The sequence below is a fragment of the Gemmatimonadaceae bacterium genome, assembly GCA_020852815.1.
In the GTDB taxonomy this organism is placed as follows: Bacteria; Gemmatimonadota; Gemmatimonadetes; order Gemmatimonadales; family Gemmatimonadaceae; genus SCN-70-22.
In genome coordinates this window covers 41,445-67,209 of sequence record JADZAN010000028.1, presented here as the reverse complement: position 1 = coordinate 67,209, position 25,765 = coordinate 41,445, and the positions used below count along the sequence as shown (strand labels likewise).

The 25,765-nt window shown below is 64.4% G+C and carries 11 protein-coding genes and 1 CRISPR repeat array (1 of these 12 running past the window's edge); all 11 genes read left to right on the top strand.

The window, feature by feature from the left end:
- Positions 1 to 498 precede the first annotated feature (498 nt).
- The 11 genes from cas3u to cas2 all read left to right on the top strand — a co-directional run bounded on the left by cas3u (position 499) and on the right by cas2 (position 19,366).
- Entirely contained in the window at positions 499 to 3,543 is a 3,045-nt protein-coding gene (gene cas3u / locus IT359_15465) for a type I-U CRISPR-associated helicase/endonuclease Cas3 (GenBank protein ID MCC6930383.1), read from the top strand.
- 8 nt (positions 3,544 to 3,551) lie between these two features.
- On the top strand, positions 3,552 to 4,541 hold the full coding sequence (locus IT359_15460) for a hypothetical protein (protein ID MCC6930382.1): 990 nt from the start codon (positions 3,552 to 3,554) through the stop codon (positions 4,539 to 4,541).
- Positions 4,542 to 4,578: 37 nt separating this feature from the next.
- On the top strand, positions 4,579 to 6,102 hold the full coding sequence (locus IT359_15455; protein MCC6930381.1) for a hypothetical protein: 1,524 nt from the start codon (positions 4,579 to 4,581) through the stop codon (positions 6,100 to 6,102).
- Entirely contained in the window at positions 6,095 to 8,035 is a 1,941-nt protein-coding gene (locus tag IT359_15450; protein MCC6930380.1) for a hypothetical protein, read from the top strand. The genes IT359_15455 and IT359_15450 overlap by 8 nt, the downstream gene beginning before the upstream one ends.
- Positions 8,032 to 9,921 (top strand): hypothetical protein, encoded by a 1,890-nt coding sequence (locus IT359_15445; GenBank protein MCC6930379.1) that lies wholly within the window; start codon positions 8,032 to 8,034, stop codon positions 9,919 to 9,921. The genes IT359_15450 and IT359_15445 overlap by 4 nt, the downstream gene beginning before the upstream one ends.
- On the top strand, positions 9,921 to 12,209 hold the full coding sequence (locus IT359_15440) for a hypothetical protein (GenBank protein MCC6930378.1): 2,289 nt from the start codon (positions 9,921 to 9,923) through the stop codon (positions 12,207 to 12,209). The genes IT359_15445 and IT359_15440 overlap by 1 nt, the downstream gene beginning before the upstream one ends.
- The gene (locus tag IT359_15435; GenBank protein MCC6930377.1) at positions 12,206 to 13,762 is read left to right on the top strand and encodes a hypothetical protein; all 1,557 of its coding nucleotides are present in this window, start codon (positions 12,206 to 12,208) and stop codon (positions 13,760 to 13,762) included. The genes IT359_15440 and IT359_15435 overlap by 4 nt, the downstream gene beginning before the upstream one ends.
- Position 13,763: 1 nt before the next feature.
- On the top strand, positions 13,764 to 15,038 hold the full coding sequence (gene cas7u / locus IT359_15430) for a type I-U CRISPR-associated protein Cas7 (protein ID MCC6930376.1): 1,275 nt from the start codon (positions 13,764 to 13,766) through the stop codon (positions 15,036 to 15,038).
- A complete protein-coding gene (cas5u6u, locus tag IT359_15425; protein MCC6930375.1) occupies positions 15,035 to 17,221 on the top strand; it encodes a type I-U CRISPR-associated protein Cas5/Cas6 in 2,187 nt (728 codons plus the stop codon). Before cas7u ends, cas5u6u begins: the two co-directional genes overlap by 4 nt.
- Positions 17,222 to 17,401: 180 nt before the next feature.
- A complete protein-coding gene (cas1, locus tag IT359_15420) occupies positions 17,402 to 19,066 on the top strand; it encodes a CRISPR-associated endonuclease Cas1 (GenBank protein MCC6930374.1) in 1,665 nt (554 codons plus the stop codon).
- 3 nt (positions 19,067 to 19,069) lie between these two features.
- Positions 19,070 to 19,366: a CRISPR-associated endonuclease Cas2 gene (cas2, locus tag IT359_15415; protein ID MCC6930373.1), complete on the top strand. Its 297-nt coding sequence runs from the start codon at positions 19,070 to 19,072 to the stop codon at positions 19,364 to 19,366.
- 220 nt (positions 19,367 to 19,586) lie between these two features.
- Positions 19,587 to 25,765: a CRISPR direct-repeat array (repeat unit 36 nt; unit sequence CCTTCCTCGCTCGTTAGAGCGGGGCTCCATTGAAGC); it runs 338 nt beyond the window's last position.

The following is a 25,765-nucleotide window of genomic DNA, read 5'->3' as shown; positions in this document are numbered from 1 at the left end:
AGGGTGCTGCGTCGCCAGCATTCCATCTGAAGGACTTCGACCCGCCCGGCGCTTCGGCCGTCGTGCGGGCGTTGGTGCGTTCCCGGCAGTCTGGTGCGGGGCGGGCGCGTCGCTGGCGATGTGGCCCCGGGGATGGGGCGAGCGCGATGCGTGGGCGGATAGGGGTGGCGGAGGTCATCGCGCTGATCCCGATGCCGCTTCGACCGTCGCGCCGACGGATGCGGGATCGTAGCTGCGGACCGTCGTCTCGCGTGCAGTGCCCCGCGAACGCCCTGAGGCCGATCGTCCGTGGACGTGGAGGCGCGTCGGTGCTGTCGCTGTCAGACCGTGGTTGTACGGTGGAATCCATGGGGAGACGCGCTCCCGCAACGAGTGACGGGAGAGTGATCGGCAAGGGCTCCCGCGAGGACCTTGCCGTAATCCGAGCTTGGGCTTCGTACACGGCCACTCTTTGCGATCGCCTTGGCCATGGCTGTAGCTCGGCAATACGGAGGTGAGATGAAGACTGGCGACAAACAAGCGCTGGAGTGGCTCCGGTGCGCCCTAGGTCTCGCAGGGTCGCAGGCGCCTTTTCCCTGGCAGATCGAGTTGCTTCGCCGATTTCGTGAAGGCGAAGCCGTATCGTCGCTCGATATCCCCACTGGTCTCGGAAAGACCGCGGTGATGGCCGTGTGGTTGGTCGCGCGAGCGCTCGGAGCGTCGCTGCCCAGACGACTCGTCTACGTCGTCGATCGTCGCGCCGTGGTTGATCAAGCGACTGCGGTCGCCGAGACACTGCGCGCGTGGGTGGCGAAAGAGCCAGAGGTCGCCGAGGCCCTCGGTCTCGACGATCGCGGACTGCCTATATCAACGCTGCGTGGCCAACATGTCGACAATCGCGCGTGGCTCGAGGACCCATCGTCGCCCGCCATCATCGTCGGCACCGTGGACATGGTAGGCTCGCGGCTCCTGTTCTCGGGCTATGTCTCCTCGAAGATGCGTCCCTACCATGCGGGACTTCTCGGCGCAGACGCGCTCGTCGTTCTCGACGAGGCTCACTTGGTGCCTGCTTTCGAGGATCTTCTCAGACAAGTTGAGCGTGGAGCAGACGCGTTCGGACCGCAGGACACTTCGCTACGTGCACTGGTTCCTCCCTTCCAGGTACTCTCGCTATCGGCGACGGGGCGCCAACTCGATGCAGCGACGCTGACGCTCTCCGGGGCCGATCGACTCCACCCGATCGTGGCGAAACGCCTCGCCGCGAAGAAGACGCTGCGCATTGTCGATCTGGCACCGGCGACGAAGACCAGTGCTGGAACGGACGAGGGTGTGAGTGCTGACGAGGCCGACGAGGCACCGTCGAGAGTCAAGGGTCCCACACTCGTCGAAGAACTCGCCAGACACGCATGGCAGCTGACGGAGCAAGGATCGGCAAGGGTCCGATGCCTCGTGTTCTGCGACAGTCGCAAGGACGCATTAGCGGTCGCTTCCGCGCTGCGAAAGCTCAAGGCGTCTACGGGCGCGCCGCCGCCGATTTTCGAGCTCTTCGTCGGCGCTCGTCGAGTGCTGGAGCGCACGATGGTGGCCAAGTGGCTCGTCGACCATGGCTTCGTGGAGCGGGAAGACGGCACTCGCGCCGAGCCGCAGGGTCCAACGTTCCTCGTTGCCACGAGCGCAGGTGAGGTAGGTGTGGACATGGACGCCGACCACATGGTCTGTGACCTCGTCGCCTGGGAGCGGATGATCCAGCGGCTCGGTCGCGTGAATCGGCGCGGTGATGGAGATGCGAAGGTTGTTGTCGTGGTTGACCGTGAGCCGGCGCCCTCAGACAGGATGACGACAGCCCTCAAGAAGAGCGAAGCATCCGACGCGGCGAAAGTGCGCGTCGATGAGCTGACCAAGGACCTGCATGCCCTGCAGGGCGCGAAGGCCTCTATCCCGAAAGGCCAGAAGGCATCCACCGACGCCAAAGCTACAGAAGAGAAGCGCAAGCAGGCTGTTAAGGAGTTGAAGCAGTCGATCTCGGTGTCTCAAAGAAGCATCACGGCGTTCAAAGACGCCGACGCGAAAGCGGTGGCCAGCCACAACGCGGAGGTCGCAAGGCACCGCGCCCTCCGAAAGCTGCTCGACACCGTGGCGGAGGGCGGCGGCTGCTTGAGCCCCGAAGCTCTCCTGAAGCTGCGTGACCGCCCAGATCTAACGGATGCTCTATCCGCCGCAAAGTCCGCCGAGCCGCTTCGGCCCGAGCTGACGCGCGCCCTGGTCGATGCATGGTCGATGACTTCGCTCGACGAGCACCCCGGAAGGCCCGACGTTGACCCGTGGCTGCGAGGCTTTCGCCCTAACGATCCGCCGCAGACGACTGTGGTCTGGCGACGCCATCTGCCCGTTCAAGCTGACGGCCCCCTCGACCCCAAGGCGGCGAAGCGCTTCTTCGACGCTGCACCTCCGCACACGAGCGAGCAACTCGAGGCCGATGCGTTCGTCGTGCGTGAATGGCTGTCGAAGCGCGCCGGTAAGCTCCTTGAAGCCAACGGACTGGCGACTGGTGAGCGAATTGCTGCTGTCGGACTTTCAACTCGTGGTGAGGTCAAACAGCGATGGACGCGCAAGGAACTCGATGAACTCAAGGCGCTCAAGAACGAAGCCGCCAAGCAGTTCGATGTATCTCTGACATCGTTGACGCTAGTGGTCGACGCGGAATTAGGTGGACTCACCCACGGTCTCCTGGATCTCGATAGCAACGCGATCGCAGCAGCCTCGGACGACTGTTCCTCAACCTGGCTCGCTCGCCCTGACGTCGCGGATGTGCCGGTGACGGGGTTTCGCATTCGTGAATTGGGCGCCAATGAAGAGGACGAGTCGGCGTGGCGCACGACGCCAGGAGCAGGATGGGTGCGCCGCTATGTGTTCGTTACGAAGATGGTGGACGGTGAGCCGTCTGCGGCTCTCGCGATCGATGGGTGGGCGGGCGATGCGGCAACGGAAGAAGAGCGTGCAGAAGCGAATCATCCGCAGAAGCTCGGCGAGCACCAAGCGCTCGCCGTAGAGTGCGCACGACAGATCGCGGCTCGACTGGGCATCGGGGCGGCGCGCACGTATGTGCTCGTGCTGTCCGCTCGTCTTCACGACGAAGGAAAACAGGCCGGCCGCTGGCAGCGCGCGTTCAAGGCCCCGATCGAAGGTCGCCCCTACGCAAAGACGAAAGGGCCGATCGACTTCCACCTCCTCGACGGCTATCGACACGAGCTTGGCTCGCTGCCCTGCGTTGAAGCCCATGGCGACTTCAAGGCGCTTGGCACAGACGACCAGGATTCCGTTCTACATCTCGTCGCGGCGCATCACGGTTTCGCCAGGCCAGTGATCGAGACCAGCGGCTGCGACGATGCGCCGCCGTCGATTGTCAGTGAGCGCGCGCGCGCGATCGCGCTTCGATCTGCAAGGCTCTCGAGACTGTGGGGGCCGTGGGGGCTCGCATGGTGGGAGGCGATTCTCCGCTCGGCAGACCAGACTGCGTCGCGCCGCAACCAGCAGGCCGCGATCGCGCAGAAGGAGCAGCCGTGATGACACATATGAGTGCATCCATCCTCGTCGATCTCAGGAACCCTGGCCAGGTGCTCGCCTGCATGGGCTTCCTCGAGGCGGCAGAGGTACTGCTCGGCGGCGTAGAGGCGCACTTCGACTGGAGCGACGCGCAAGCGACGTTCGTTCTTCGCGCTGACGGTGGCAAGAACCCGTTCGAGGTCGTCCTGGAGTTCTTGGCGAAGGCGAAGATCAGCGAATTGACACCCATTGGCTACGTTGAAGGCGGTGCAGCCGATGGTGACGACAACGGAGAGGAAGACGCCACGCCCATAGAACGTGAAGACGGTGGTGAGTTCGACGACGATTCTAGCGAGGTGCAGCGTCGCATCACGACGCCAGTATTTCCCGCGGGCGAAGGCGATCGAAACGCGCTTCCAGTCCAGCTCGCGGACGAAGGTCGTCGGTTAGTCGTAAGCCACTGGGCTGAGTCTCGAAAGAGTCCCTTCTCACCGTGGCTTTCGCGTGATGACTTCAAGCTCTATTCCGGAAACCGGTCGGCCTACCGCATCGCGACCCAGATGCTTCAGGGCGTGCGCGCGAAACCGAAGAAGCATCAATCGATCGGCGAGCTTAAGCACCGAGGCCTGGCTCAACTCTGGATGGAGCAACGCGAGGTCCTCCTGAGGGCGCCCTTCGACGTGGTAACACCGATGGGTGGCAGCTTCAACTTCGATCCGCGCGGTGCGTGGACGGCAATCGACGCGGGCTACTCACCGAACACGCAAAAGGACGCCATCGCCGCCTCGCCAGTGGTGGAGATCCTCGCGGCGATTGGCCTCGAGCACGCTCGGCCCGACGAATACGAGACTCGCAAGGTTCGCTACGCCGTCTGGGGGCATCCGTTGCCGCCGATGCTGGCGCGCGCTGCGCTCGCCGGTGCCGATCTGCCGCTGCCGATGCGTAGGTTCGCGTTTGATCTCGATCTGTCCGGCAAGAACAAGGTCACGACGTTCGCGCGAGAGGAGACTCGAGGATGACTCATTTCGTGGTCTTTACGATGAAGAAGAAGACAACATGACCGTCGTCACCAAGGTTAAGCGCGTCCACATCGAGTTCTCGCGTGTACAGACGTGGCTCTTCGCCGTGCCGCGCCTGCGGGCGATGGTTGGCGCAAACGCGCTGCTAGGAGAGACCCTGCGCATCGCGCTGCCGGGGTTGGCGCGAAAAGCTGGCTGCGGCTGGATGTTGGCTCCAAGCTCGGAGAGCTACCCTGCCGCCGACTCGAACGATCCGCTGAAGGATCACGACGATCCCGCCGCCGACGCGAAGGATGGCATTATCTCGCGCGATGGCGGACACTTCGAGGCCCACTTCGCAAGTGGCGCCGGGGCCTTCGCCGACGCGGTCGCGCGGCTCCTGCACTCCAAACTGCCGGGTCTGCGCTTTCGCATCTCCATCGACGGCACGCCGCGGACTAAGAGCCAAGTGCATCTCTCGACCGAGCTGCCGGTTCTCGCCCCCTGCGAGTGGACCGGACGCGGGCTCGCGTCGGCCATCGTCGAGCAAGGCGATGAGCGTCCCGCCGTCTCGCGCGACGTCGCCCAGCGCCACGACGCGGCTCGTCGCACCGAGGACAGCTCGGCGGTTGACGTCGCCAGCCTGCTGAGCGACACGACCAAGCTAAGAACGTTGAATCGACCGCAAGAGCTGAAGGAGCTCGTGGGCAACGGCTACCTAGCGCTAATCCACGCCGACGGCAACGGCGTCGGCAGTGGTCTTGGCAAAGACAAGCCGGACAGCGAGCGCGCTGCGTTCTTCCATCGCAATCGCGTGCTGCTCCGGCGTGCGCTGAGCAAGGCAATCGATGCGCACTGCCTCGACCAGACTAAGGCGCCGCTCATCCTGTTGATGCTCGGCGGCGACGACCTCTTGCTCGTGACGCGCGCAGAAACTGCGCTGCCGTTCGTCGTCACGCTCTGCGCGGAGCTGGAGTCGCTCCAGAAGGACAGCACCGGCTTCAAGCTGACCCTCGGCGTGGGCGTGGTCATCGCCAGGCACACCATCCCCATTCACCGACTGCACGAAGTCGCCGAGCAGCTTGCCGGATCCGCCAAGCGCCGCTTCCGTGGGTTCAAAGACGACGAGGTGAAGCAATCCGTCGTCGACTGGGCCGTCTACAGCACCGCGTGGGTCGACGAGCCCGCGGGGGTGCGTAGGCGAGACTGGCTGCGCGGCAGTGGTAACGAACTGCGCGTGCTCTCGCAGCGGCCGGTAAATGTGCTCGGAAAGGACGTCGACTCGTTGCAGGGCCTCATGGAGGGTGCTCAGCAGCTCGCCGGTGCACCGCGTTCGCAGCTCCGCTATTTGGTTGAGCAGCTCCCACGAGGTCGCGCACTCGCGGAGCTGGCGTTCGCCGAGCTTCCGAAAGACGCGAAGGGACCGCTCGCCAAGGCGGGCGTGAAGGAGGTGTGGCGACAGTCGTCGAACAACGGGCCGAGGATCACCCCGCTGCTCGACTTGGTCGAAGTCGCCGAGATGGTCCGCCTTGGTAGCAAGTCCCAAGGTACCGGAGCGGAACAGGAGGCCGCCCATGTTTGACAGGTGGGTTCGCCAGACGCTGACTGCCGAATTCCTCTCGGATGCGCACCTCGGCACGGGTTCGGGTGGCGGCGGCATAGATGCGCTCATCGCGCGTGATCGCTACGACCGGCCCGTCATCTGGGCCTCACACGTCGAAGGCGTGTTGCGCGACGCGGCGCGAAGGCTGCGTGGCGACGACGAGGCGGGAAAGTTCTTCGGTCGTGCCGGTGGCGACCAGCAGCGCGCCGTCTTTACCTCGCTCTATGCGAAAGACAACCCCGAGCGCCGCATCTGGCGGTCAACCGCGCGTGAGTCCTTCGAAAACCGCGCGCCGAAGGACGACACGCTGCGGGTCATCGAGTACGTGCCGAAGGGGACGAAGCTCGTTGGCGAGGTCGAGCTGCCCGCAAGCCAGCTCGACACGCTGAGGCGGCTCGTGCAGGAGGTCGACGCGCTCGGAGGGGGTCGCGCCACCGGCGCAGGGAGGGTAACGCTCTCGCTATCCGAGGTAGCCAATACATCGCGAACCACTGGCGCGTCTACGGGCCGCCTCGTGCTCCTTCTCAAGAACCGCGATCCGATCTGCATCACGGCGACGGCGACGCCAGACAACCTGATCCCGAGCCTCGCGTTTGTGCCCGGCCGCACACTGCTTGGCGCTCTGGCCGCGTGGCTAATTGGCGACGGTGACCGCGATACGGCCTCGCTTCTCACGTCGCGGCGCGTGTCGGTGAGCGACGCGCTACCTCTGCCGCACGAACCCTCGAATCTCAGAAGTGCGGAGGTTCTTCCGGCGCCGCTATCGCTACAGAGTGAGAAGCCGAAAGGTGCGGCAGCTGGTTTGCCCTGGTGGGCCCAACAGATATTACCGACCGGGCGACACGATGCATGGAACGTCCAGCAAAAACTGAAACGTCCAGAGGACGACCTTTTTGTCTACCGGGAGAGCACGAGTCCCGCATGGACGACCTTCCGACCGGCGCGCCGGGTGCGGCTGCGCAACGGAAGACCCGATCCCAAACAGGCCGACGCCTCGCTCTTCGCCATCGAACAGATCGTCGAGGAGACGCACTTTCTCGCCGAGCTTCAGGGCTCCGCTGATGACTTAAAGAAGCTCGCGGAGAGGCTCGGGCCCGTGCTCGGAGGGCAACGGTGGCTGCGCGTAGGACGTGCCGGAGCGCCCGTCGAGGTGGCAGGTATCGTGTGGGTTGGCGCTGCCGCCGCAACCACGACGGAGCCCACGATGCGCCTCACGCTCACGTCGGATCTGCTCGTGCGTGATGAATTCCTGCGCTGGCGTACGGCGCTCGACCAGGCCGCGCTGAAGGAGCTGCTGGGTGAAGATGTTCAGCTGGGGGAGTCGATGCAGGACAGTGTGATGGTCCACGGCTTCAACGGCACATCGCGCCTCTGGCGCATGCCCGCGGCCGCTGTTCGGCGTGGATCGGTCTATGAAGTATCCGGCACAGGCGTCGCGAAGCTCGCGGAGCGCGCTGCGAGGCACGAGTGGCTTGGCGAGCGCACGCACGAAGGCTTCGGATGCTTCCGCATCGATGCTGTGCTCCCGGGCGTGACTGGTGAGACCACTGCGAGCAGTGCTCCGACGCCGCACAATGACGCCCCGGAAGAGGCCATTGCCGCGAGGACGCAGGAGTGGTTCGGTTTGCATAAGGCGCTGGCGCGGCCCGGTGGCGGCATTGATCGCAAACCGAGCCTCTCGCAATGGCTCGACCTCGTCGGCGATCTCGAACGCGGCGATCCGAACGCGCTGTCCGGTCGCCTTAACCCGACCACGGCGGGTGGCAAGAGCTGGAAAGACTCCGATGCGAAGGCAATCCTCGGCAACCTCAACGACAAAGCGCTGTCGTCGAAAGAGCGTGCCCTTCACGCGCGCCTCTTCGTGCGCTGGCTGCGAGCCAGTTCGCGTCCGAAGTCCAAGGAGACACCATGACCACGAAGCTCACGCTCTTCACCGCCACCCTCGTGCAGGACTCGGCGCTCTCAGTCTCGGGTCTCGACCGCGAGACCAGCGCCGATCAGCCCTTCGCGCTCGTAGACGGCGTACCGACGCTTGTGGGTCGCGGCCTCAAAGGAGCTGCCGTCGCGATGGCCAAGCGTTTCTTCGAGCCGCTGCCGCGGGCGGTCTCCGACGACATCAAATATGGGGCGTTGCGCCGCTCCGCCTGGGAGTTCGCCGATGCTACCGCGACGGGCGTTCCGCGCATTCGGGCGGGTGTCGGCATTCGTCATCAGACTGGAGCACGCGCGACTGGTGTGCTCTACGACCGCGAGGTCATCCCCGCTGGTACGACGTGGCAACTCAGCTTCCGCGTCGACCGCTCGCATGCGCTCGACAACGCCGACTTCAACGAGGCCGAGGGCATCCTCGGCTACGTGCTCGCCGAGCACTGGTCCAAGGGGCGCTGCTGGCTCGGTGGCGGCGCCGCGCGCGGGCTCGGATGGTGCCATCTCGATGAGTTGAAGGCGTACCGACTCGATGACGCGGACTACGAGGCATGGGTGACGTCGGACCGCACGGCGCTTCCGAACGCGCTCGCGGACGTGCCCATCGTAGAGCCCACGAGAACCTGGTGTTTCCGTACGCTCGACGTGAACGTCTCGTTCGGTGAGTACAAGCCCGAGCCCAACGAAGCCGCGTGGGGACTCGACATGCTAGCCGTCGGCCCGCACGACTCCGAGCGCGCGGTGCAGCTGACGGGCGACGGCCTCTGGGCCAAGCCCGCGTGGGCGACGGACGCGGCCACACCCGACGCGTTGAGCACGGATCGCGCGCTGCTGATGGACGGAGATCGCCCGCTGCTCCCGGGTGCGAGCGTACGCGGACCGCTTCGGCACGCTTTCTCGCGGCTAGAGCGCGCGGCAGGGCGCGAGGTGAAGGACCCGCACCTCGTGCTGGGCGACGTCGGCGACAATGACCCGGCCGGGAAGTGCTTCGGCACGGTCAGGAAGAGCAGTCGCATCCTCATCCGCGACGCGCGCGCCGAAGGCGAGTGGGCGGCGGCCAAGCTGCACATGCACGCCGAGGACGAGTTCTCGGCGGGCTCCTACGGCAGCGCCAAGCGCGATGCCGTGCGTCTTCTCCGGGGCACGTTTCCGGTGCGCATCGTTGTCGAAGGCGCGACGGAAAAAGAGGTCGCGCCATTGATGCAACTCGTCGATCGTCAGGTCGCGCTCGGCACGCTCGGACATTTACTGGTCGGCGGTCACAAGACGCGCGGTGCAGGCGCGGGGCACTGGCAGGCGAGCCAGTGGGTTATCGATGACGTGGCGAGTGTGAGAACGGGGACGCCGCCGAAAGAGCCCATAGAACAGACAAGGGTCGGCGCAGGCTCGACGCACACCTTCATCGAGCGTCCCGCCGCCGCCGATGCATGGGTGCGCACCAGGACCGGCACGATCACCGAGCCGCTCACGCTCGGAGCCGCCGCGAAGCTCGCGAAGGCGGCGCTCGGCGCGAAACTCGTCGCGTGGTGGTGCGATCCGACCATCGATCTTAGAAAGGCCACGCCGCCGTCGACCTTCGGTCGCCAGTGGCCCGATGACGACGACACGCTCCAGGTCGACGAGATCGCGTTCTACGCCGAACGCGCAGTCTGGCGAGCCGTCCGCACCTCGAGCGGCGCGCGCTTAGTGCTCATCGAGGAACTTGACTCGGAGGCCGGCGACGCGAAGCAGATTCGCGTTGTCTACACGCCCGCGCGCCTACACGGTTTCCAGCGCTTCTCGGCAGCCAAGACTGAAGGTAGCGTGCTTCTGCGCGAGTGGCACAGCGGCGACGAGGTGCTCGGCTTCACCCTCACCCAGGAGCAGCGCTGATGCCCGGAAAACCCGAGAAGCAGCACCGCATCCGCGTCAAGACGCTCGACGGAAAGCCGCGCGACCAGAGCGCGATCAACAAGCTGAAGAGCAACCAGCTTGGAATGCCGCACCTCGACATCGTCGGCACCGCCGTCGCCACCGAGTTCATCATCTGCGCGTCGAAGGACACGCACATCGAGCTGGTCCGCGCCAAGCTCCAAGCTGTAGGGCTTGAAGCGATCGATAGCGGGGATACTGTCATCGCCGCAGCTGCGGCCCCCAAACCCGCCCAGCCGCAACCGCGACAAGGCGCGCTTCAGCAACCGCGAGGCGACTCATACCATCAAGGAGGGGGGCAGCGCGGCGGGGCACCGCACGGTCGACAAGCAGTCCCGGCGAACAACGCGCAGCCGCTCCCCGGCAAGCCCTACGGCTTCGTCTCGCTCCCTAAAGACCTGAAGACCTCCACCCCCATCTGGCACGACGGCACGAGCAGCAAGGAGCGTCTCTCAGGGGAACTCCGCTTCGAGTTCAAGACGCTCACGCCGCTCCTCGCCGGCTGGGAGCGCGGGCTCGTCGGCGAGAGCGAGAGCGACTGGCCGGTCCCGGCCAACCTCGAAGGCACACAACTCGCAAACAAGAAGTCGGTGCTCTGCCCGCTGCGCGCGCCGTGGGGGAAGCGGCCGGTCATCATCCCCGGCGATTCGCTGAAGGGATTGCTTCGCCATGAGCTGGGCGCGTTGCTCGGCGCACCGATGGAGCGCGTCGCCGAGCGCTCGTACTCTTACCGTCCGAACGCGCTCTTCCCGAATCAACCTAACCCCAAACTCATCGCGCGCATCGCTCGTGTGCCTAACAACGGAATCGAGATGAAGGCGCTCGACGACAAGACGAAAGTTCGCGTGCCGACGAAGCTCGAGCTGCTGCCGACGAACCTCCGATACGACAAGAGGCACGACCAAGGTGCGAACTACTACCGCTTCGATGACGGTCGCGGAGCAGCCTACCGTGGCGGTCAGGGCGCGGGCGTGAGACTCAATTCCAAGCGCAACCTGCACAGCGAGCTCACCGCCAATCCGGCCCTGCCGACTCACACGGCGACACTCTCACAAGAAGTGCAGGAGAGCTACCTCGCGACGGTTCGCCACCTCGTCGATGAAGCGACGGGACACTTCAGTGAGCGTCACCCTGACGCGAAGGAGTACGGAGCGAAAGCGACGGCGCGCATTCGCGACGCGGCAAGGTCTGTGGTCTTTCAACCCGGCGATTTCGTCTGGGTCGAGTGGGACACCGAAAATTGCTGCATCGTCTCGCTAGGCTGGCACTACTACTATCGCTGGGCATACACCGACTCGGTCCGCAAGACGCGTGGCCAAATCGAACGCTTCGGCCTCTTCCCGCTCGACGAGGAGCGAGAAAAGGATGGCAATGGAGCGCCGAAAGCGCTGTCGGCGGTGCGGCGGATCTTTGGGTACACCGGCGACAACGAAGGCAGCGCGGGCATCGGCGAGAACGATCACGCGCAGCTCATGGGCCGCATCTTCGTAAACGCGGGGCTCGAGGTCGTCGGCGACAATGACTCCGACGACGAACGCTTCCTGAAGCCGACCTTCCTCAAGGAGCTCGGCATGCCTCGTCCGAGCGCGGTCGAGCACTACCTCAAGCAGCCGCACCATCCGCACTCGCGACCATCGGACAAGGCTACGCTCGCGACGTACGGTGACGCCGCGGGCTACGACGCGCCCGGCGACCTGGCAGGCCGCAAGTTCTATCTCGACCGCAAGGACGCTTACGAAGGCGCGCCGTGGGTGGATGACTCCAACACGAACAAGCAAAACGACCGCAGCACGCTCGCACTCGAGGCGTCGAAACCTGGGCGCACGTTCCGATTCACAGTGCGCTTCCGTGATCTCGAGGCCGCCGAGCTGGCGGCGATTGCCGTCGCACTCTGCCCGGATCAGTTCAAGGCTGTGCTCGATGGCACGCACACCGAGGGCTATTGCTCAAAGCTCGGCTACGCGCGCCCGCTCGGCTGGGGTAGCGTACGGATTGAAGCCAAGCAGCTTCTGCTGCTCGATGAGGCTGGTGAGGTGCCGACGCTTCGCCCCAAAGGTGACCTCGCAGCGTGGGTCAAGAACAATCACCAGAAGTTATCGACCCAAGACCAGTGGGTCGCAATCCATCGCCGCAACCATCCTGAAGCGGCGGACTATCCCTGCAAAGACGGTGCAATCTACACGTTCCACACCTCGCTGCGTGCCGAGCACTCGCGCAACCGGCGCTACAAGAACGGCAGATCACCATGACGACGCTACTCGTGATGACGGCGGGTCAAACCGACGTACAGGTCGTGGTCAACGGCATCCGTCACGAACTTGAAGGGAAGGTGTGCGGCGATCTCCATGACGCGATCGCGCAGCGCACCTGGGGCATCGTCAAGGTTCCGACAGAGAAGGGGAATCGGATCGGCACACTTCCAGAAGGTGATCTGCTCCTCTGCACGCCGAAGCTCGATGCCGTGCTCGCCTTGTTCGGTGATGCACTACCTTCTGCAGCGCTCCTCTTCGAGACACGTCGAACGCTCAGGAGCGATCCGCGAGAGGCCGGCACCGTGCTCGAACGCCGGCTGCGCGAACGCCGCGTCTCCCGGATTCAACGTGTCGCGGTCCTCGAAGGTGACGAGCGGCTCGAGGATCGCTTGAATGCAATGGACAGCGTCGTCCGGCGGACCGTTGTCGAGCGGATCGCGGAAGCGATCGCTGCCGAGTTCGAGGCCGTGAAGCCGGAGCGAGTTGTCGTGGCGACTACTGGCGGGCTCGCAGCCGCAAACGCCGTGATCGAGGAGCTCGTGCGCCTGCATGCGGTGGGGAGCGCCTCGGTGCAAGTTCTTGAGGTTCCCGACGGCAAATTCGCTTCGCAGCACGATCAGGCGGTGCCCGAGACGTTCCACCCGGCCGCTGGCTACAGAGCACGCTGGCATGCTCTTTCACTCGTCGAGAAGGGCGACCTCCTCGGCGCGTGGGGCGCCGTCAGCCATCTCGAAGGCGCCCCTAGCCAGGAATGGACGCAGGTCATCAAATGGCTCGCGGACTTTGCCGCATCGCTGCCCCTGCCGCCGAATTGCAACCTCGCGGTGCTAAGCCATCCGCGCATGGCGGTTCGGGCCGCGCTGCGCGTCGAGTTGGCACTCCGCGCGGGAGACCTCCCAAGAGCCGTGCATGGAACCGTTGCGTTCTTTGAAGCCGCGCTGTGGGACAAGCTGCTCGAGCACTTCGAGCGCTCCGCCGACCCGCATAGGCGCCGCTACTTCAAGGTCAAGAACGGCAAAGCGCCACCGAGCGACGAGCTCCTCAGACAAGGTGGCCGCTCCGGCGATGACGATCGGAGCCGCCCATTCGAACTGAAAGACAAGGTCGACGGCGTCGATTGGTACTGGGTGCATGACGGGGACGGCGGTCCCGGTGCTCGCATCGCCAAGCACTTCCTCCAGAGCAACGTGTTGAAGCAGGTCGCTGACGCGCTCGGGGGCAACATCCGCGAGCTCCGCAACGACGTCGCGCACACCGACCCCACGCCCGAGCTCATGAACGAGGCGCGCACCCGCATGCAGGCCGCCAAGCTCTGGTCGAGCACCGACATGTTTCTGAGCCAGCCTCTCGTCCGGGACGTCCTGCAGGAGCTGGGCGAAGCGAATTCCGGGAGTCTGCTAGAGAACTTGCTCGCCGAGGTTCGCGGCCGGCTCCTCGCGCTCGCAGCGATACCGGAAGGTCACGAAGGATTGCGACCTTCCGATGAGCTGACTCGAACCCAGCAGGCCCGTAGTAGCAGAATCGCACCTTTCCTACATCAGGAGACCTAGCATGACATCGAAGCCCGGACAGGACACCACTCAATCGCCGAGCGCTGCCGAGTTCCTCGATTCGTGTCTGCAACCCGATGGTCCGGTCGCCCTCCATCTGCGACAGAAGCTCCTTCCCGTCGATTCGGATGAAAGCGGCCGCGGCGTCATCTTCCCTCCAACGTACGCCGACATCGGTTACAACATCGATACTCTCGCGGACGGCACGTGCGTCGCGACGATCGACACGGTCGGGTCCCAGGCAAATCGCTTGGAGCCCATCTTCAGGTCGACCGGCAGGGACGCAGAGGGTAATGAGCTGAACCCGCTCGCGAGGTTGGTGCCGCAGATCGAGATCATCTTGCACAGGGCGGACGGCAAGACGGGAAAGAAGAAGCAAGAGGGTGAAGATGGCCACGTCGAGAAGCGTTCGCTCCTCGACCTCGCACATCGCAGCGCGGATGCCGTCGTGCTCGCGAGCCGGACGCTCGCCCCTGAGATCGCCAAGGCCTTTGAGGCCCTACGCAACAACGGTAACGCCGCTCCACTCGCTGCAATCGCCCCGACCTCGCTTGTCTTCGGCGTGTGGGATTCACGCGGCGGCTCCGGTGAAAAGCGTCCTCGCTTGGTGCGCTCGATCATTCGCGCATGGGATGTCGAGATCCTGCACAGCGCCGCACAGTTCAACTCGGTGTGGAAGGCGCTGAGCGAGGAGCAGAAGAAGGAGCTCGACAAGGCCCCGAAGGGAAAGGGCGTCAAACTCTCAACTGTTGGATTCGCCGACGCTCCCGCTGTGTTTCGGCCAACGAAACTCGCTATCCCAAAGCTCCGCGACGACGCCCCCAATCCGGATGCGCGCGTGCTCGGTGGTGTGCTCGCCAAGGGAAGCATCGAGCGCGACGTCACGATTAACCTCGTGGCGCTTCGAGGCATTCGCGGCAAGGACGGCACCGAAACCACTGAGCTTCAGAGGTACCTGCTCGGGCTCTCGCTTCTGGCGGCCACTGCGGATCTCGAACTTTTCCTGCGCGAGGGATGCCTGCTTCGCTACGCCAACGACGATGCTTGGACGAAAGTCCCGCGCCGCGGCGAGCCCACCGCCGTGAGCCTCCCGAAGCATGACCAACTTGTTGCGTATGCGATTGACGCTGCGACGCCGTTCAAGGCGAAGTGGCCCAGCGGACTCATGAAGGATGACAAGCCCGACCTCGAGCACGAGTTCGATCTCAAAGAGGCGAAGAAGCTGCTCGTGAAGAAGGCCGACGAAGGTCCAGAGAGTGAGCAGCCCAAACAATGACCCGCTATCTGACCATCTACGTGCGCGCACACGAGGGACGCTATCACGGAGACGGTGCCGAGCTGCCGTCGCCTTTTCGCTTGTTCCAAGCACTCGTGGCGGGTGCTGGCATTAGTGGACCACTCGACCAACAGACCAAGGAAGCCCTTACTTGGCTTGAAGCACTCCCCGGTGCCCCGATCATCGCTTCGCCGCGCATGACGCGTGGCCAGGCGGTCACGATGTTCCTGCCGAACAACGACCTCGACAAGTTTGGCGGCGATGTTCGGAGCATCGCCAAGACACGCGGAGCCAAGAAGGTTTGGAGGCCACGCCACTTCGACGCAGCGATGCCCTGGATCTACGCGTGGCCTTTCGCGGAGGACGGGGCTTCTCAGGCGGACAAGATCTGCGCGCTCTCCGAGAAGCTCTACCAGCTCGGGCGAGGCGTTGATATGGCCTGGGCTTGGGGAGAGGTTCTCGAGGAAACGGTGCTGGATGCAAAGCTCGTCGAGTACAACGGCACTACTCGGAGACCGAGCGCGGGCAACGCCCTTCTGCTGGCATGCCCAGATAAGGGATCGTTCAAGAGCCTCGAACGTCGGTATCAGGCTCCGCGATTTCGTACCGAGAACGGCCACCGTGTCTTCGTCAAACCGCCGCAACCGAGCTATCGAAGGATCTCGTACGAGAGCCCTCCTGTTCGCCACGTCTTCGAGCTTCGCTCTTCAGCCGACACGGACCATCGTGTGGCGTGGCCCCTCGCAGGCGCATCGTCGCTCGTCGTAGCGGCGCGGGAAGCAGCTCGCGATCGCTTGAGCACCGCCATGCCCGATCGGATTCACGATGTGGACCGGTATCTCGTCGGTCGCAAGCCGGATGGTTCCAACGCAGCGCCTGCCAAGGACCGCGTGCGGATCGTCGCAATCCCATCCATCGGGATGCACTACGCAGACCGCGCGATCCGGCGCCTCCTTGTCGAAATCCCCGCGGCGTGCCCGCTTCGAAACGAGGATGTTCGCTGGGCGTTTTCGGGCGCAGAACTCTTCGATGCGGACACGGGTGAGGTGAAGGACGTCCTCCTGTCACCATCGGCCGAGGACGACATGCTGCGGCACTACGGCGTTGGCGCCGCGGCCCGAGTATTCAGATCTGTAACGCCAGTCGTACTCCCCGAGGAAGGCAGGCGCCGGCGCATCGAGCCAACGAGAAAGCTTGCGGAGGCCAAGTCCGGCCTCGAGCGCGTCGTGGAAGTCTCGGGAGCGAGAGCGACAGTAGTTCAAGCGCTCCGTCATGCGGGCGTGAGCACTCCAGCGGTGAGCATTCGCCTGCAGCGTGAGCCTTTCGACGGAGCCGGCGCACGCGTCGAGCCGTTCGCCGCGGGAACACGCTTCGACAAGGAGCGCCTCTGGCACGTCGAGGTTGCTTTCGGCGCACCGGTCGAGGGCCCGCTACTTATCGGTGATGGGCGCTTTCTCGGGCTTGGGCTCATGGCGCCCGCAAGGGATGTCGTTCCGGACACATATGTCTTCGCGATCACCGAGGGCCTCGCTGACCAGCCTCACCCGCTCGAACTTGCACGAGCGCTGCGCCGCGCGGTCATGGCGAGAGTGCAGGCAACACTCGGCAAACGCGAGCCGCTTGCACCCTTCTTCAGCGGTCACGCGGAGGACGGCGCTCCCATTAGTCGATCTCATTCTTCTCATCTCTCATTCGCCTTCGACCCAGAAGCGCGAACGTTGCTCGTCCTCGCACCGCACATCGTCGAGCGGCGCGTGCCCACGGCGCAGGAACTGGACCACCTTCGTGCCCTTGATGCCGCGCTTGTCGGGTTTCGCCAGCTGCGAGCGGGACGCGCCGGAGTCCTGGCGCTTTCTCCCGCGGACTTTGGAGAAGGCGATAGTTCGCTCCTAGGGCATTCGCGCGTGTGGAAAACCATCACACCATACGTCGTCACACGACATGCGAAGGAAGGCGCGGCGACGGAGATTCTCGCAGACAACGTCGTTGCGGAGTGCCGTCGCCTCGGTCTTCCCGAGCCCAAAGTGAAGTCGAGCAACGTTCGGGGCGCGCCCGGGATCGGGCTCACGGGGAATGTGGAACTGCGCTTCGAGCGGCGCGTTGCCGGGCCGCTCTCGCTCGGACGAACACGCCATCTCGGTGGAGGGCTGTTCCACGCCGTCGAGGAGACAGACCATCGGTGAGTTGGCTGTCCGTGATCAGTAGCATGTATTGCCGCTCGGCCCACAGTCGACCGAGAGGCCGAATGTCAGACCTCCGTGGCATGCTGAATCCCGTGTCGTGCTCAACACAACTCTTCGAGAGCCCGATTGTCGGAAACCGGACTAGCTGCCCCCACCCACCCCGACCTCGTCCCCGCCCGCATGGTGAACGAGTTCGTCTACTGCCCGCGCCTCTCCTTCCTGGAGTGGGTGCAGGGCGAGTGGGACGACAACCTCGACACCATCGAAGGACGCTGGGTGCATCGCCGAGTCGACAAGGAACCCGCGACTGATGTGCCGGCGCCGCCGGACGATGAAGCGTCGAGCGCGGACGGCGGTGACGCGGAGGCTCTTGCGCTCACGGCTCGGTCGGTGTTGCTCTCGTCAGACCGGCTCGGCGCCATCGCCCGCATCGATCTGCTCGAAGCCGAAGGTCGTGAGGCCACTCCGGTGGAGTACAAGCGGGGCGCGGTGCCCGACATACCGAATCGTGCCTGGGACCCAGAGCGGGTGCAATTGTGCCTGCAGGGGCTGATTCTCCGCGACAACGGCTATTCATGCGCTGCGGGTGTGTTGTACTTCGCCGAGTCGAAGACACGCGTCAAGGTTGCATTCGACGAGTCGCTGATCGAGATGACGCAGGACGCGGTGCAGGGGACGCGTGCGATGGCCGAGGGCGGGCGACTCCCGCCGCCACTCCGCGACAGCCCCAAGTGCGTACGATGCTCACTCAGCGGCATCTGCCTCCCCGATGAAACGCGTGCCTGGAGCGGCGAACCGCCCGATGAGGTGCGGCGCCTCGTCCCCGCGCGCCCCGATGCACTTCCGGTGTATGTGCAAGCACAGGGCGGGACGATCGGGAAGCGAGGCGACGCATTGCACGTGACGGTGCCCGACGAACCGCCGGTGTCGGTCCGATTGCTGGACGCCTCGGCGCTGTCGGTGTTCGGGAATGTGCAGCTGACGACGCAAGCCATGCGCGCCGTCTGCGACGAGGGGATCCCGGTGACCTTTCATTCGTCGACCGGTTGGTTGGTCGGCGTCCTCAACGGCGGACTGGGACACAAGAACGTCCTCCTTCGCGTACGCCAGCATGCGGTAGCGGGAGCGACAGAGGCGTCGCTCGAAATCGCGCGGCGCATGGCAGAGGGGAAGATCCTCAACCAGCGCACGTTGTTGCGCCGAAACCATGCGGCGCCCGATCGCCGATTGCTGGCGACCATGGCGATGCACGCCAGGCAGACGCGCGGAGCTCGTGCCGTCGATCAGCTCATGGGGATCGAGGGAATGGCGGCGCGACTCTATTTCAGTGCGCTCCCGCAACTGCTCAAGGGGGCGGGGGCGTGGGCGTCGCAGCGGTTCGCGGAAGGAGGTCGCAATCGGCGCCCTCCCAAGGACGAAGTGAACGCCGTCCTGTCGTTCGTCTACGCGCTGTTAGTGCGCGATTGCAACTTGGCGGCCGCCGTGGTCGGCTTCGACCCGTACGTCGGGTTCCTGCATGCGCCGCACTACGGTCGTCCCAGCCTGGCACTCGACCTGGCGGAGGAGTTCCGGCCATTGGTGGGCGACTCGGTGACGCTGAACGTGTTCAATCAGGGCGAAGTCGTGGAGAAGGACTTCGTGCGCCGAGCGCGCGGCGTCGCCTTGTCGCCGACCGGGCGTCGCGCGGTGATTTCCGCGTATGAGCGACGAATGAACCAGACCGTCACGCACCCGATGTTTGGCTATGTGGTGAGCTATCGCCGTGTCGTGGAGCTGCAGGCGCGACTGCTCCGCGCCGTCCTGATGGGAGAAGCCGAGCACTACCGCGCGTTCACGACGAGGTGATCGATGCGGCGCCGGTACCTGGTTGCCTATGACGTGAGCGATGCGCAGCGGCTGCGCCGGACGTATCGTGTGATGAACGGTTTCGGCGATCCGGTGCAGTACTCGCTCTTCGTATGCGATCTCTCGCCCGTCGAGCGGCAGATCATGCACGAGCGGCTAACGGCGGTGATCAATCTCAAGGACGATCGCGTTCTCATCGTGGACCTGGGTGCCGCCGACTCTCGGCTCGCGGCGTCGTTCGACGTGCTGGGCCGCCAACTGGCGATCGGCCGGGACTCGTATCAGGCGACGGTGATCTGAGTGTGCCTGTCGAGCGCGAGACCTGCGATGACCGCCAGCTCTGGCGCGAGCAGCGAGGTGGTGCGATGCGAGTGGACCCCGCTCGCGCGTCTCAAGTGGTTGATGCGTCGTGTCTTGCGAGCGCTGCCGTGTGGCGCGCGTCGTCGTGAGCTGGCGATGAGGGTACCCGCTCGCGAGATAGCCGCTAAGTTGTTGGATGCCCGCGCGTTTCGGCGGCGGGCCTTCCTCGCTCGTTAGAGCGGGGCTCCATTGAAGCCGCTCGGCCAACCGTTCACGATCATGTACGCCTTACGCCCTTCCTCGCTCGTTAGAGCGGGGCTCCATTGAAGCCAGGAGGCCGATCTGTGTACCCGTGTCGTGATCCATCAGCCTTCCTCGCTCGTTAGAGCGGGGCTCCATTGAAGCCACGTCGGCCGCCGCCGCCTCCGCCGCCGCCTGCATCCCTTCCTCGCTCGTTAGAGCGGGGCTCCATTGAAGCTACGTCCCCTCGGCGTCCACGAGCGCGTATCGCGCCTCCTTCCTCGCTCGTTAGAGCGGGGCTCCATTGAAGCCGGCAATCAGGACGTGACCCCCACCGGTCCCGGCGCGGGCCTTCCTCGCTCGTTAGAGCGGGGCTCCATTGAAGCGCCTAACGTGCGCTCGATATAATCGCGCGGAAGCCAGCCTTCCTCGCTCGTTAGAGCGGGGCTCCATTGAAGCTGATCGCCCCACGCCCCCGGCGCCCCGCCTTCCCCCCTTCCTCGCTCGTTAGAGCGGGGCTCCATTGAAGCTTGGGTACCTCCTCGGTTGTGGAGTCGCAGTTGTACCTTCCTCGCTCGTTAGAGCGGGGCTCCATTGAAGCCATGAACTCCGCCGGCCACGTGATGACGCCGTCGACCTTCCTCGCTCGTTAGAGCGGGGCTCCATTGAAGCGGCGCATCTTCAACCTCCCTTCCTCAGGTCCGCCCCCTTCCTCGCTCGTTAGAGCGGGGCTCCATTGAAGCGCGTGCGACATCATCCCTCCCAAGGCGCGATGGTGAGCCTTCCTCGCTCGTTAGAGCGGGGCTCCATTGAAGCTGGTGCGCCGTGATCGTGCGCATGGGCACGTCGAGTGCCTTCCTCGCTCGTTAGAGCGGGGCTCCATTGAAGCCCGCTGCCCTCGCCCACACCCCCGACGCGTCGTAGTCCTTCCTCGCTCGTTAGAGCGGGGCTCCATTGAAGCACGGCGAAGCGTCGCGTCTTCTCTCGCCTCAAGCTGCCTTCCTCGCTCGTTAGAGCGGGGCTCCATTGAAGCGGGTGTCATGTGAGGCGCTCCTCCCAGAGAGAGACATCCTTCCTCGCTCGTTAGAGCGGGGCTCCATTGAAGCTGTCGCATCCTCTCCTCCTCTCGTGTGCCAGCCGACCCTTCCTCGCTCGTTAGAGCGGGGCTCCATTGAAGCATCCTTGCCCGTGCGCGCCCAATAGGCGTTCACCTCGTCCTTCCTCGCTCGTTAGAGCGGGGCTCCATTGAAGCGTCGATATTCTCGCCCCGGAATAGGATCACCGAGCCCCTTCCTCGCTCGTTAGAGCGGGGCTCCATTGAAGCGCACGAGCGTACGAAGCGCTACAACGAGCTTATCAACCTTCCTCGCTCGTTAGAGCGGGGCTCCATTGAAGCGAGTTGCGGATACGACCCGTTCAGCGCATCGCCGTCCATCCTTCCTCGCTCGTTAGAGCGGGGCTCCATTGAAGCCGCATCACCTCTAGCGGGACACCGGCGCGCATCGCCCCCTTCCTCGCTCGTTAGAGCGGGGCTCCATTGAAGCCGGCACCTCGGCCCCGTAGACCTCACGACGAGTGAACCTTCCTCGCTCGTTAGAGCGGGGCTCCATTGAAGCTACGTGCCGCCAGACTGCGACGACGAGGAGATGGTGCCTTCCTCGCTCGTTAGAGCGGGGCTCCATTGAAGCTCTTGCAGATCCAGAGGAGTTCGCCGTTGGTGCCGTTGTCCTTCCTCGCTCGTTAGAGCGGGGCTCCATTGAAGCCGGAAGACAGGTCTGGCGCGGTCGCGGTCGTCCTCTGGCCCTTCCTCGCTCGTTAGAGCGGGGCTCCATTGAAGCACGGTATCGCGCAGGAAGCCCGTCTTGCGCACCACGTCCCTTCCTCGCTCGTTAGAGCGGGGCTCCATTGAAGCCGTCAGTCACGGGATGGTCTCCTGGGAGTGGGTGCGCTCCTTCCTCGCTCGTTAGAGCGGGGCTCCATTGAAGCTGCGACACGGCGTACAGCGTGATTGCGCACCGCCACCTTCCTCGCTCGTTAGAGCGGGGCTCCATTGAAGCTGCGCCCAGCCGATCGTCCACCTCCACCAGGTCACGCCCCTTCCTCGCTCGTTAGAGCGGGGCTCCATTGAAGCTGCGGTCACGGGTGCTGCCTCGAGCGCGCCTAACGTCCTTCCTCGCTCGTTAGAGCGGGGCTCCATTGAAGCTCCGCGTCGTCGATCGTCGGCAGCGCGAGAATGATCGGCCTTCCTCGCTCGTTAGAGCGGGGCTCCATTGAAGCGAGGCGTCACGGACGAGCGAGACGAGCGCGGTAATGCCTTCCTCGCTCGTTAGAGCGGGGCTCCATTGAAGCATAGAGGTTGTTCACTCCACTGCTCCGCCGCGAGCATCCCTTCCTCGCTCGTTAGAGCGGGGCTCCATTGAAGCCAGGTCGCTATTCGGGCGGTGACGTCGAATACCGACCTTCCTCGCTCGTTAGAGCGGGGCTCCATTGAAGCGGCGAGGCGCCTCCCGATGCCTAACGGGAGCGAGCCTTCCTCGCTCGTTAGAGCGGGGCTCCATTGAAGCTTTACGCGCGCGCACTATGGCGTCCCGATACAGCGTGCCTTCCTCGCTCGTTAGAGCGGGGCTCCATTGAAGCTGTCGGCAGAGGTAGAACGCCGACTCGGGGCGCCCGCTTCCTTCCTCGCTCGTTAGAGCGGGGCTCCATTGAAGCCCCATCCCCGCCCGGTTCGCCGAGAAGGCGTCAGGTGCCTTCCTCGCTCGTTAGAGCGGGGCTCCATTGAAGCCTGCTCAGCGGGCAGGCGGTCGCGCTCACATATTCGGCCTTCCTCGCTCGTTAGAGCGGGGCTCCATTGAAGCGGCGTCGTCATCGTCTCCTTCCTCCGCGCCCCAGTCGCCTTCCTCGCTCGTTAGAGCGGGGCTCCATTGAAGCATGCTAGTACTCTCCCCAGAGGGCTACCCCGTTGGCATCCTTCCTCGCTCGTTAGAGCGGGGCTCCATTGAAGCGGGGGAATGCGGTTCCGTGCGACGACGAACACGATTGCCTTCCTCGCTCGTTAGAGCGGGGCTCCATTGAAGCTACTACGACGGCACCAATTGGACGGAAGTCTCCCGGACCTTCCTCGCTCGTTAGAGCGGGGCTCCATTGAAGCCCGCGCGCGCCGGGGCCGTCGTCAAGGGGAGACGGCCCTTCCTCGCTCGTTAGAGCGGGGCTCCATTGAAGCATGAAACCGCGCATCTCGTTCTGTTGCGCGATGATCTCCTTCCTCGCTCGTTAGAGCGGGGCTCCATTGAAGCATAACATGCGTGGGGGCGTCGAAAAACGTGCGCCCCCTTCCTCGCTCGTTAGAGCGGGGCTCCATTGAAGCCAGCGCCTGTTGCATCATCGCCATTTGCGCGGCGTTGGCGCCTTCCTCGCTCGTTAGAGCGGGGCTCCATTGAAGCAACGCGACGCTTGCTCTCGTACTCCTTCATCTCCGCCCTTCCTCGCTCGTTAGAGCGGGGCTCCATTGAAGCCGGAATTGGCCACGGTCAAACAAAACCCCGCCAGCGACTTCCTTCCTCGCTCGTTAGAGCGGGGCTCCATTGAAGCGCGCGTGGGTACGCCAGCGTCAGCGGCGCCGATATCCCTTCCTCGCTCGTTAGAGCGGGGCTCCATTGTAGCGGCTGAATCTCGACCGAGCGTTTCACGTGCGGCAACCCCCTTCCTCGCTCGTTAGAGCGGGGCTCCATTGAAGCTCGATATAGCGACTGACTTTCGCGGGCTCGTCGTCAACCTTCCTCGCTCGTTAGAGCGGGGCTCCATTGAAGCTACAACCCCTACGAGGATACGAACCTGCGACTCGAACCTTCCTCGCTCGTTAGAGCGGGGCTCCATTGAAGCCATGGGGCCTCCTCCTCGATGGCGTAGCCGAGATACCTTCCTCGCTCGTTAGAGCGGGGCTCCATTGAAGCGCGATGATACGCCCCCCGATGTTCTTCGCGGCGTTCCTTCCTCGCTCGTTAGAGCGGGGCTCCATTGAAGCCAGCCCGCCTACACCGCGCTCGTCTTCGGCTACGCCAACCTTCCTCGCTCGTTAGAGCGGGGCTCCATTGAAGCCGTGGGTGCTGGTGGCGCCCGCGCTGCGTGCGCAGCCTTCCTCGCTCGTTAGAGCGGGGCTCCATTGAAGCGCGACGACGACGGGTGCGGCAGAGGGGCTGCGCGTCCCTTCCTCGCTCGTTAGAGCGGGGCTCCATTGAAGCCCGGCGCACCGTGAGCGTGCGCCCGAGCGCGGCGAGCCTTCCTCGCTCGTTAGAGCGGGGCTACATTGAAGCCTCGATACGCAGGCCGACGTCATCGCGTATCTCGACGCGACCTTCCTCGCTCGTTAGAGCGGGGCTCCATTGAAGCCGATCGTCGGGGCTCGGTGTTGGGTCGCCCGATGGGCCTTCCTCGCTCGTTAGAGCGGGGCTCCATTGAAGCTTGTGCGCCCGCACTGTGAGGACCGGGAAGAACGCCCCTTCCTCGCTCGTTAGAGCGGGGCTCCATTGAAGCCCCAACAGACACTCCTTCACACGCGCCTTGGCAACCTTCCTTCCTCGCTCGTTAGAGCGGGGCTCCATTGAAGCTCTGCAGTGGGGCAGGATCCAAGCGTCGAGTAGGGCCTTCCTCGCTCGTTAGAGCGGGGCTCCATTGAAGCGTAGCGGTCCTGATCGAAGGCGAGAATCTCCTGTCCTGCCTTCCTCGCTCGTTAGAGCGGGGCTCCATTGAAGCTCCAGGCACTGGATCAGCGCGTCCGGGAAGAACAGCGCCCCTTCCTCGCTCGTTAGAGCGGGGCTCCATTGAAGCTTGTTCACCTTCCGCACGATCCGCCCGTCGGCCTTCCTTCCTCGCTCGTTAGAGCGGGGCTCCCTTGAAGCCAGCCCATGCTGCAGAGCCCAGAGGCGCTGGAGACCCCTTCCTCGCTCGTTAGAGCGGGGCTCCATTGAAGCATCTAACTTTGCATCTCTACCACCGAAAGCTTCATAGCCTTCCTCGCTCGTTAGAGCGGGGCTCCATTAAGCATTCTCGCGGATTCGATGTTCCGCTTATCGTCGTACCTTCCTCGCTCGTTAGAGCGGGGCTCCATTGAAGCTGGCTCAACAAGAGCGGGATCAAGACGCTGTTGGACCTTCCTCGCTCGTTAGAGCGGGGCTCCATTGAAGCTTCTGCTGTCATACTTCCTCCTTTTCCAGCTTGATCCACCCTCCTCGCTCGTTAGAGCGGGGATCCATTGAAGCCCCCGGTGGGTTGGGGCGCGCATCCCGCCGCCGCACCTTCCTCGCTCGTTAGAGCGGGGCTCCATTGAAGCCAGCGCGACTGCACCCCATTCGGCGCCGAGCCGCGCCCGCCTTCCTCGCTCGTTAGAGCGGGGCTCCATTGAAGCCACGGGCGCGGCGTGCCCAACCTCATGGTGTTCGGCCTTCCTCGCTCGTTAGAGCGGGGCTCCATTGAAGCGCGCTCACGCCGCGAGTGGGCGTACGCGATCACGCGCCTTCCTCGCTCGTTAGAGCGGGGCTCCATTGAAGCCCGCACCGCCCCGCGTCGCCGAATCGGTAGAGGCGGTACCTTCCTCGCTCGTTAGAGCGGGGCTCCATTGAAGCCCGGACGCGTTTCGGTACGGGCTCGCGACGCGCTACCCTTCCTCGCTCGTTAGAGCGGGGCTCCATTGAAGCTTCTCGTCGGCACTGAGTGCCCGCCACGCAGAGGCTGCCTTCCTCGCTCGTTAGAGCGGGGCTCCATTGAAGCACCAGGTCTTCTCCTGCGTTGCGTTCGTCCTTCAGCCTTCCTCGCTCGTTAGAGCGGGGCTCCATTGAAGCCAACCCACTGCCGACCGTCGTAGCGTGCGACGACGCCCTTCCTCGCTCGTTAGAGCGGGGCTCCATTGAAGCGCGCTGACGTATCAGGGCGCGCACGCGGCGAACGCACACCTTCCTCGCTCGTTAGAGCGGGGCTCCATTGAAGCTAGCCGCCGCACCATCCATAGAGACGCGGCTCGTGGCTCCTTCCTCGCTCGTTAGAGCGGGGCTCCATTGAAGCTCGGCGCGCTTCTCCAGGAGCTTCACCGTGTCGCCTCCTTCCTCGCTCGTTAGAGCGGGGCTCCATTGAAGCGTGAGGGTCGCGGGGGTCCACCTCATGGCG

What these genes read in the sequence shown, in the direction of transcription:
- cas3u (MCC6930383.1), top strand. Translation starts at nt 499, where the DNA reads ATGAAGACTGGCGACAAACAAGCGCTGGAGTGGCTCCGGTGCGCCCTA.
- cas1 (MCC6930374.1), top strand. Translation starts at nt 17,402, where the DNA reads ATGGTGAACGAGTTCGTCTACTGCCCGCGCCTCTCCTTCCTGGAGTGG.
- cas5u6u (MCC6930375.1), top strand. Translation starts at nt 15,035, where the DNA reads ATGACCCGCTATCTGACCATCTACGTGCGCGCACACGAGGGACGCTAT.
- IT359_15435 (MCC6930377.1), top strand. Translation starts at nt 12,206, where the DNA reads ATGACGACGCTACTCGTGATGACGGCGGGTCAAACCGACGTACAGGTC.
- IT359_15455 (MCC6930381.1), top strand. Translation starts at nt 4,579, where the DNA reads ATGACCGTCGTCACCAAGGTTAAGCGCGTCCACATCGAGTTCTCGCGT.
- IT359_15450 (MCC6930380.1), top strand. Translation starts at nt 6,095, where the DNA reads ATGTTTGACAGGTGGGTTCGCCAGACGCTGACTGCCGAATTCCTCTCG.
- cas2 (MCC6930373.1), top strand. Translation starts at nt 19,070, where the DNA reads ATGCGGCGCCGGTACCTGGTTGCCTATGACGTGAGCGATGCGCAGCGG.
- cas7u (MCC6930376.1), top strand. Translation starts at nt 13,764, where the DNA reads ATGACATCGAAGCCCGGACAGGACACCACTCAATCGCCGAGCGCTGCC.
- IT359_15440 (MCC6930378.1), top strand. Translation starts at nt 9,921, where the DNA reads ATGCCCGGAAAACCCGAGAAGCAGCACCGCATCCGCGTCAAGACGCTC.
- IT359_15445 (MCC6930379.1), top strand. Translation starts at nt 8,032, where the DNA reads ATGACCACGAAGCTCACGCTCTTCACCGCCACCCTCGTGCAGGACTCG.
- IT359_15460 (MCC6930382.1), top strand. Translation starts at nt 3,552, where the DNA reads ATGAGTGCATCCATCCTCGTCGATCTCAGGAACCCTGGCCAGGTGCTC.